The sequence below is a fragment of the Kineococcus indalonis genome, from assembly GCF_009906395.1.
Classification (GTDB): Bacteria; Actinomycetota; Actinomycetes; order Actinomycetales; family Kineococcaceae; genus Kineococcus; species Kineococcus indalonis.
Map to the genome: position 1 here is coordinate 1 of NZ_JAAALM010000806.1, position 1204 is coordinate 1204.

General features: G+C 79.2%; 1 protein-coding gene. It reads left to right on the forward strand.

Annotation, left to right across the window (positions count from 1 at the left end; genetic code table 11):
- The first annotated feature begins 172 nt into the window (after positions 1-172).
- A complete protein-coding gene (locus tag GTR00_RS21245) occupies positions 173-1165 on the forward strand; it encodes a hypothetical protein (RefSeq protein WP_205706358.1) in 993 nt (330 codons plus the stop codon).
- Positions 1166-1204: the final 39 nt, after the last annotated feature.

Consider the following 1204-nt stretch of genomic DNA (forward strand, 5'->3'; position numbering starts at 1 on the left):
CCGCCCGCCATGGCACGACGTTACGACCGCACCGCCCGCCCGTCCCCCCGGACGGAGCAGCGCGGCTGCGCAGCGTGCACCGTCCGGGGTCCCCGACGCACCCGTCCGCGTGACGGTGCATGGCGGAGGCCGACACGCGGTGCCAGTGTGTCGGGACACCGCCCGGTCCAGGGTGGTCAGACGCACCGCCCGCCCGGGCGGCGCGGCGGCGCACGGCCCGGGAGGCACGACCACCATGCACTACTCGCTCGTGAGCTCACCGGTGCTCGGCTTCGACCTGGTCCGCCTGCCCGCGGGCGACTCCGCCGCCGAGGTCCTGCTGCGCGCCCTGGACTGCGGCCCGCGCGAGATCGACGTGCTCGCCGCCCACCACGACGCCGACGCGCGCGCGGGCGCCTGGCACGAGGTGCGCCGGGCCGCCGACGCGGTGCCGCAGATCACCGACGTGCTCGACCAGGTCGCCACCGGCCTGGCCGAGGGCGTCTTCGCCGACGAGGTCGCCGGCCCGCGCGTGGAGAAGGGGGTGCTGCGCGTCCTGCAGGGCTCGCCCATCGCCGACGCCGACGCCCTGGTGCGCCTGGTGCACCACGACGTCTTCGACTGGACGTGGAGCGCGCCGCTGGACGGCGGCCCGCGCCTGCGCACCGAGTCCGCCGGCCGGGCCGGGGACGTGCTCGCCGACGCCGCCGTGTCCGCCTACCTGGGCGAGCGCCTCCCCGACGGCGTGCGCCGGGTGCTGGCCCGCCCGTACCTGCAGGCCGCGCGCGACCTGGCGCCGCTGCCGGAGTCCCCGCAGGACCTCGGCCCCGCGCAGGAGGGGGTGCGCGCGGTGCTGGAGCGCCTGGCCCGCCTGGACGGCACCGACCGCGCGTGCCTGCGCGCGGTGTCCGGCTCGCACCGCCCCAGCGGCGGGGAGTGGGCGGGCGCGGTGCACGACGCCTCCTGGGCGGTGCACCTGTCGGGCCGCGTGCGCACGGCCGCGGTGGCGCAGCTGCTCGCGGTGCGCGCCTTCCGCGCCGGCGGGCTGGACGCCGCCGACGGCGCGAGCGGGCTGTGGAACGTCGTCAGCGGCGTCGTGCACGCCGAGGTGGTCGCCGACCTGCTGTCCTCCGACGCGCGGGCGGTGCTGCTGCGCCCGTGGGAGGCGGCCTTCGGGCAGGCCTGACCCCGCGGCGCCGCCCCGCGCGTCGGAGGACAGCAGGTC